Source organism: Streptomyces sp. NPDC005141, assembly GCF_053599975.1.
This window is the reverse complement of sequence record NZ_JBSFYW010000124.1, coordinates 1-7,807: the sequence shown is the minus strand read 5'-3', so window position 1 is coordinate 7,807 and position 7,807 is coordinate 1. Positions and strand designations below refer to the sequence as shown.

The 7,807-nt window shown below is 71.5% G+C and carries 5 protein-coding genes; 4 read left to right on the top strand and 1 reads right to left on the bottom strand.

Annotation, left to right across the window (positions count from 1 at the left end; all coding sequences use genetic code 11):
- Together ACWD68_RS41115 and ACWD68_RS41110 are read left to right on the top strand one after the other, a co-directional pair.
- The coding region (locus tag ACWD68_RS41115) for a M4 family metallopeptidase (protein ID WP_451811590.1) at positions 1–1,096 on the top strand (1,096 nt) is incomplete at its 5' end.
- 70 nt (positions 1,097–1,166) lie between these two features.
- A complete protein-coding gene (locus ACWD68_RS41110; RefSeq protein WP_451811589.1) occupies positions 1,167–1,667 on the top strand; it encodes a DUF1990 family protein in 501 nt (166 codons plus the stop codon).
- A gap of 281 nt (positions 1,668–1,948) precedes the next feature.
- Here ACWD68_RS41110 and ACWD68_RS41105 read toward each other — a convergent pair whose 3' ends face one another.
- Complete coding sequence (locus tag ACWD68_RS41105; protein ID WP_451811588.1) at positions 1,949–4,567, bottom strand: glycosyltransferase family 1 protein; 2,619 nt, start codon at positions 4,565–4,567, stop codon at positions 1,949–1,951.
- Between the two features lie 382 nt (positions 4,568–4,949).
- Here ACWD68_RS41105 and ACWD68_RS41100 point away from each other — a divergent pair, with 382 nt between their 5' ends.
- Together ACWD68_RS41100 and ACWD68_RS41095 are read left to right on the top strand one after the other, a co-directional pair.
- Positions 4,950–6,146, top strand: a complete 1,197-nt coding sequence (locus ACWD68_RS41100; RefSeq protein ID WP_451811587.1) for a S8 family peptidase — start codon at positions 4,950–4,952, stop codon at positions 6,144–6,146.
- 222 nt (positions 6,147–6,368) lie between these two features.
- Positions 6,369–7,807: maltotransferase domain-containing protein (locus ACWD68_RS41095; protein WP_451811586.1), on the top strand; the 1,439-nt coding region annotated here is incomplete at its 3' end.

Genomic DNA, 7,807 nt, shown 5'->3' with positions numbered 1-7,807 from the left:
GACCGTCGTCGGCGGCCTCCAGGACGACGGCACCCCCAACGAGCTGCACGTCATCACCGACGCCGCCACCGGCAAGAAGCTCTACGAGTACCAGGGCATCGAGACCGGTACCGGCAAGAGCCTCTACTCGGGCACGGTCACCCTCAACACGACCCTGTCGGGCTCGACGTACCAGCTGACCGACGGCACCCGCGGCAGCCACAAGACGTACAACAAGTCGCACACCACCAGCTCCTCCGCGGGCACTCTGTTCACCGACGCGGACGACACCTGGGGCACCGGTGCGGCCTCCAGCTCCACCACCGACCAGACCGCGGCCGTCGACGCCGCCTATGGCGCGCAGGTGACCTGGGACTTCTACAAGAACACCTTCGGCCGCAGCGGCATCAAGAACAACGGCGTCGCGGCCTACTCCCGCGTCCACTACGGCAACGCGTACGTCAACGCGTTCTGGGACGACAGCTGCTTCTGCATGACGTACGGCGACGGCTCGGGCAACACGCACCCGCTGACGTCGCTGGACGTGGCCGGTCACGAGATGAGCCACGGCGTCACCTCCAACACCGCTGGCCTGAACTACTCGGGTGAGTCCGGCGGTCTGAACGAGGCGACCTCCGACATCTTCGGAACCGGCGTCGAGTTCTACGCGGCCAACTCCTCCGACGTGGGCGACTACCTCATCGGCGAGAAGATCAACATCAACGGCGACGGCACCCCGCTGCGCTACATGGACCAGCCCAGCAAGGACGGCGGCTCCGCCAACTACTGGTCCTCCAGCGTGGGCAACCTGGACGTGCACTACTCGTCCGGTGTCGCGAACCACTTCTTCTACCTCCTCTCGGAGGGCAGCGGCGCCAAGACGATCAACGGGGTGAGCTACAACTCCCCGACGTCCAACGGCACCACGGTCACCGGCATCGGCCGGGCCAAGGCGCTGCAGATCTGGTACAAGGCGCTGACGACCTACATGACGTCGACGACCAAGTACACGGGCGCCCGCACGGCCACGCTCTCCGCGGCGTCGGCCCTGTACGGCTCGACCAGCACGGAGTACAAGACGGTGGCCGCCGCGTGGTCCGCGGTCAACGTCAGCTAGTACGCGTGTAGTGGAACGGAGGCGGCACCCGGGCAAGGACAGCCACGGGTGCCGCCTTACTCTTGCCCCCATGCCCTACACGTACGAGGACGTGGGTGCGACCCGCGAGGACCGCTGCCCGCCGGGCTTCCACCGACTGCATCTCCGCTTCCGCATCGGCGAGGGCGAGGCCGTCTTCCGGCGCGCCTCCGAAGCCCTGATGACCTGGGAGCTGCACCGTGCCATGGGGATCGGCATGGTCTCCGACGCCGACAAGGCGGCTCCGGGCGTCGACGTCACCGTCGGTCTCGGCCCGATCAAGGCACCCTGCCGCGTGGTCTGGACGGCGGAGGAACCCCGGCGCACCGCCTGGGCCTACGGAACACTGTCCGGCCATCCCGAGTGCGGCGAGGAAGCCTTCGTCGTCTCCCGTACCGGCGACGGCACCGTCTGGCTGACGATCACGGCCTTCAGCCGTGCGGTCAAGTGGTACGCCCGCGCGGGCGGCGCCGCGACCCGAGGCCTCCAGCACGCCTACGCCCAGCGGTGCGGGAAGGTGCTGCGCCGGCTGTGCGCCGGACTGGACAGCTGAACCGGAGGCAGGTGTGCACGGCCCCGCGGGTCGGCGGACGCCGGACGTGGTTCCGGCGGGGTGACCGATGCCCGGGGGTGCGCCGGGGACGGCCGACGCCGGGCCCGGCCGGAGACGATGTCGGGCGGCCCGGGAGCGAGCCGCGTCGTGCCGCCCAGCCACGAAACACTCCTGGGGCCCGGGGACGAGCCACGGTGTGCGGCCCGGAGACGAACCACGGCGTGCGGCCCGGGGACGAGCCAAGATGTGCGGCTCGCCCCCTGCGGTGTCCCGCTCGCGCGTCACCGCATCAGCAGACCCGCTCCCTCCCCCATCTCCTCCGACGGCACCGCCACCAGCCCGAGTTCCGCGCCGGAGGCCAGCAGCCGGTGGGTCGGCAGGATGCGCACCGTGTAGCCGAAGGGTCCCGTGCGGTCGAGGGACAGCGGGCCCTCGTACACCCAGCGGCCTTCGAGGTCGGGGCCGCCGGCCGGTTTCAGCGGGACACAGACCGCGTCGCCGATGCGGTCGTCGGTGTCGACGCGGCCCGCGACCGCCTGGACCTCCACGTCGTCGGGGTCGAGGTCACCGAGGCCGACGCGGACGCGCAGCGACAGGGTGGTGCCGAGTTCGGCGGTCGTGGTGGCCGAGGACGCCTCGACATGGTCGACGGTGACATGCGGCCAGGCGGCCCGGACACGTGACTTCCAGGTGGCCAGTTCGCGGGCCGTCTCGGCGGTGAGGGACCGGTGGGCGTGGGCCGCGGGGGCGTACAGGCGCTCCACGTACTCGCGCACCATCCGGCCGGCCAGGACCTTCGGGCCGAGGTGGGTCAGCGTCTGGCGGACCATCTCGATCCAGCGGTCGGGCAGACCGTGCTGGCCCCGGTCGTAGAAGCGGGGGGCCACCCGCTGTTCGAGGAGGTCGTAGAGAGCCCCGGCCTCCAGTTCGTCACGGCGGTCGTCGTCGGTCGCGGTGCCGTCCGCGGTCGGGATCGCCCAGCCGAAGTCGGGCTGGAACCACTCGTCCCACCAGCCGTCCAGGACGGAGAGGTTGAGGCAGCCGTTGAGCGCCGCCTTCATACCGCTCGTGCCGCACGCCTCCAGCGGGCGCAGCGGGTTGTTGAGCCAGATGTCGCAGCCCGGGTACAGCTTCTGTGCCATCGCCATGCCGTAGTCGGGCAGGAAGACGATCCGGTGGCGCACCCGGGGGTCGTCGGCGAATTCGACCAGCTCCTGGATCAGCCGCTTCCCGCCGTCGTCGGCGGGGTGCGCCTTGCCCGCCACGACGATCTGGACCGGCCGCTCGGCGTGCAGCAGCAGGTCCATGAGCCGGTCGCGGTCGCGCAGCATGAGGGTCAGCCGTTTGTACGAGGGGACCCGGCGCGCGAAGCCGATGGTGAGCACGTCGGGGTCCAGCACTCCGTCGATCCAGCCGAGTTCGGCGGTGCCGGCGCCGCGCTGACGCCAGGAGGCCCGGAGCCGGTCCCTCACCTCCAGCACCAGCTGTTCCCGCAGCACCCTGCGCAGGTCCCAGATCTCCTGGTCGGCGATCTCGGCCACCGCGTCCCACCGGTCCGAGCCGCCGACGGTCAGCGCGTCCTCGGTGCGCTGCGCGCCGATCTGCCGGGCGCCGAGCCGGAAGACCTCGGGCGCCACCCAGGTCGGCGCGTGGACGCCGTTGGTGACCGAGGTGATCGGCACCTCCTCGGGGTCGAAGCCCGGCCAGAGCCCGGAGAACATCTCCCGGCTGACCTGGCCGTGCAGCAGCGAGACCCCGTTCGCCCGCTGGCCGAGCCGCAGGCCCATCACGGCCATGTTGAAGAGATTCGGCTCGCCTCCGGCATAGGTCTCCATGCCGAGGGCGAGGATGCGCTCCACGTCGATGCGCGGGAGTTCGGCGTCGGGGCCGAAGTGGCGGGCCACCAGTTCCCGGTCGAAGCGGTCGATGCCCGCGGGTACCGGGGTGTGGGTGGTGAAGACCGTACCGGCCCTCACCGCCTCCAGCGAGGACGCGAAGTCCAGTCCCTTGTCGGCGAGTTCGGCGATCCTCTCCAGACCGAGGAACCCCGCGTGCCCCTCGTTGGTGTGGAACACCTCGGGCTGCGGATGCCCGGTCAGACGACAGTACGTCCGGACCGCGCGCACCCCTCCTATGCCGAGCAGCATCTCCTGCAGCAGCCGGTGCTCGCTGCCGCCGCCGTACAGCCGGTCGGTGACCCCGCGTTCGCCGAGGTCGTTCTCCTCGACGTCGGAGTCGAGCATGAGCAGCGGGACGCGGCCGACCTGGGCCAGCCAGACGCGGGCGTGCAGCGCGCGGCCGCCGGGCAGGGCGAGGGAGACCTGGGCGGGCGTGCCGTCGTCGACGCGCAGGGGTACCACGGGCAGTTCGTTGGGGTCGAGGACCGGATAGTGCTCCTGCTGCCAGCCGTCGCGGGACAGGGACTGGCGGAAGTATCCGTGCCGGTAGAGCAGGCCCACGCCGATCAGCGGGGCACCCAGGTCGCTGGCCGCCTTGAGATGGTCGCCGGCGAGGATGCCGAGGCCCCCGGAGTACTGCGGCAGCGCGGCGGTGATGCCGAACTCGGGCGAGAAGTAGGCGATGGCGGCGGGCAGGTCGGAGGTCTGTGTCTGGTACCAGCGGTCGCCGGTCACGTACTCGCGCAGGTCGTCGGAGACCTCGCCGAGGCGGCGCAGGAATCGGCTGTCCTGGGTGAGCTCCGTGAGCCGTCCGGCCGACACGCTGCCGAGCAGTCTTACGGGGTCGCCGCCGGACGCGGCCCAGCGCTCCGGGTCGACGGACTGGAAGAGGTCGCGGGTCTCGGCATGCCAGGACCAGCGAAGGTTGCGTGCCAGGTCACTGAGCGGGTGAAGGACTTCTGGGAGAACGGGTCGGACGGTGAATCTGCGGATCGCCTTCACGAGTTCCACCTTCACGGAGGACGTACGCGGCAGAGGGACGCACGGCGTTGTGCGGCCTTCATCACCCACGACGGTAGCGGCGAGGGTGCCTTCGCGACACGGCGCATCGCGGCACGACCCCGGATCCGGATCGACCGGGTGACATCGGCGCGAAGCCGCGTTACATCGGCGCGAAGCCGCGTTACGTCGGCGAGAAATCGACGCAACCTTCACGGACACCCCCGCACACACCCATGGGCGGTATGGCCGATTCCGCCCTCCTGGGCGGCCTTGTGGTGCTTCGCGCCGCACGAGAGGCTCGCCAGGTGACGTGCGGCCGGGCCCTGCCCAGAGCGGTCGGCTCCGGTCTGCGTACGTCGGCTTGAGGAGGGGAACTCCAGTCATGGAACGGACGAGGAAGTGGCGTCTGCGCTGGGCGGCGGGTCTCACCGCGGTCACGACGGCCGCGGTGCTTTCGGCCATCGCCCCGCCCGCGCAGGCGGCCCCCGAGGGGCTGATACGCGGAGCCGGTCTCCCGGGCTCCGTCAGCGGGAGTTACATCGTGACGCTCAAGGGGGGTACGCGGGCTCCTTCTCCGGCGGGCACGCGCGTCGCCGAGCGGTACGGGGCGAGAATCAGCCACACCTACGCCACGGCCCTCAACGGCTTCGCCGTGCGGGCCGAGGAGAGACAGGCCAGGCGGCTCGCCGCGGACCCGCGCGTGGCCTCGGTCGTCCAGGACACCCGGGTGGCGCTCGACAGTGTCCAGAGGAACCCGCCCTCGTGGGGCCTGGACCGGATCGACCAGCCGGGCCGGCCGCTCGACAAGCGCTACGCGGCACCGGCACCGGCGGGCTCGGGGGTGACCGTGTACGTCATCGACACCGGCATCCGTGTCACCCACCGGGACTTCGGGGGCCGGGCGGTCGACGGCTGGGACTTCGTCGACGACGACAGGACCGCGCGGGACGGCAACGGCCACGGCACCCATGTGGCCGGAACCGTCGCGGGCACCACGTACGGCGTCGCCAAGAGGGCCAGGGTCGTGGCCGTCCGTGTCCTCGACGACCAGGGGGCGGGTTCCACCGCCCAGGTCATCGCCGGCATCGACTGGGTCACCCGGCACGCGAGGAAGCCGGCCGTGGCCAACCTCAGTCTGGGCGGGTACGCCAACGCCCAGCTGGACGCGGCCGTCCGCAACTCCATCGCCTCCGGCGTGACCTACACGGTCGCGGCGGGCAACGACGGTCTGCCGGCCTCGTCCTACTCCCCGGCCCGGGTCGCCCAGGCCCTCACGGTGGGCGCGAGCGACCGGGCCGACGCGCGGGCGAGCTTCTCGAACACCGGTCCGGCGCTCGACCTCTTCGCGCCGGGGGTCGCGATCACGTCGACTTCGTACACCGGTGATACGGCGAAAGCGACGTACTCCGGCACGTCGATGGCGAGCCCGCACGCCGCCGGCGCGGCCGCGCTGTATCTGGCGGGTCATCCGCGGGCCACACCGGCCCAGGTGACGAAAGCGCTGGTGAATCAGGCGGTCCCGGGAAAGTTGTCGGGCGTCGGCGCGGGTTCACCGAACAAACTCCTGAGCGTCGGCTGACTCCGGTGGAACGCTGGTACAACCAGGGTGATTCGGCCACACCGCACCGGCCTCGCCTGCCCGGGACGAGGCCGGTCTTGTGTGTAGACATACGCGTGAGTAGTTAACAAAGTGCCGGAATGCTCACCCGCATAGGGTGGGAAGGCTCCCCCGGTACACCCGCAGGCCCCACCTCCCCACACCCTCATCCGCCCACCCACGTTGACGCGGACAGGAGCGGTCATGCCCGCCACGCACCACACGTCGCCACCCACGACGACCACCCCCGAGACCCCCCGAACACGCAAGGCCGAGGCCGGTCCCCGTACCCCGGAGAAACCCTCCGCCGCACCGGGTGGCGGCACCCCGGCCGCCACCGGCGCGGCCACCACCACCCCGGGCACCGGCACCTCCGTTCCTGCCACATCCGATCTCGGCACCTCCGTTCCTGCCACATCCGATCTCGGCACCTCCGTTCCTGCCACGTCCGATCCCGGCACGTCCGATCCCGGCACGTCGGCCCCCCGCACCGCCGCTCCCAAGCCCAAGGCAGGCGGCTCCATTCCGAAGACAGGCAGGTCCGCCCCCAAGAAGGGCAGGTCCGCCGTCCCCGCCACGCGCACCGCCGACGACCCGGCCGCCCCCGCCGTCACCGCGGCGACGGCCGTCGGGCGCATCCCCGTCCTCGACGTCCGCCCGGTCGTGCAGCACGGGCGCCGTCCCGCGAAGGCGGTGGTGGACGAGAAGTTCGAGGTCTCGGCCACGGTCTTCCGCGAGGGCCATGACGCGGTCGCCGCGAATGTCGTCCTGCGCGACCCGGACGGCCGGCCCGGCCCGTGGGCGCCGATGCGCGAGCTGGCCCCCGGCACCGACCGCTGGGGTGCCGCGGTGAGCGCCGGCAAGGAGGGCCGCTGGACGTACACGGTGGAGGCGTGGGGAGATCCGGTCACCACCTGGCGGCACCACGCGGGGATCAAGATCCCGGCCGGAATGGACACGGAACTGGTGCTGGAGGAGGGAGCCCTGCTGTACGAGCGGGCGGTCGCCGCCATGCCGAAGGGGCCGAAGAGCAAGCGCCTCAGGGACACGGTCCTCGGTGCCGTCGGCGCGTTGCGCGACACCGGCCGTCCCGTCGCCTCGCGTCTCGCCGCCGCCCTCACCCCCGAGGTGGACGAGGTGCTGGCCCGGCATCCGCTGCGCGACCTGGTGACGTCGTCCGAGCCGTTGCCGTTGCTGGTGGAGCGGGAGCGGGCGCTCTACGGCGCCTGGTACGAGTTCTTCCCGCGTTCGGAGAGCGGGCAGCTGGATCCGCCCGTGCATGGCACGTTCCGTACTGCCGCCGAACGCCTGCCCGCGATCGCGGAGATGGGCTTCGACGTCGTCTACCTCCCGCCGGTCCACCCCATCGGCACCACCTACCGCAAGGGACCCGACAACACCCTGTCGGCCACCCCCGAGGACGTCGGCGTGCCCTGGGCCATCGGCTCCCCCGAGGGCGGACACGACGCCATCCATCCGGACCTGGGCACCCTCGAGGACTTCGACGCCTTCGTCCGCCGGGCCGCCTCGCTGAAGCTGGAGATCGCTCTCGACTTCGCGCTCCAGTGCTCCCCCGACCACCCCTGGGTGGAGAAACACCCCGAGTGGTTCCACCACCGCCCCGACGGCACGATCGCCCACGC

Bases quoted from the DNA above. Each gene is read 5' to 3' on its own strand.
- ACWD68_RS41100 (WP_451811587.1), top strand. From the start codon at position 4,950: ATGGAACGGACGAGGAAGTGGCGTCTGCGCTGGGCGGCGGGTCTCACC.
- ACWD68_RS41110 (WP_451811589.1), top strand. From the start codon at position 1,167: ATGCCCTACACGTACGAGGACGTGGGTGCGACCCGCGAGGACCGCTGC.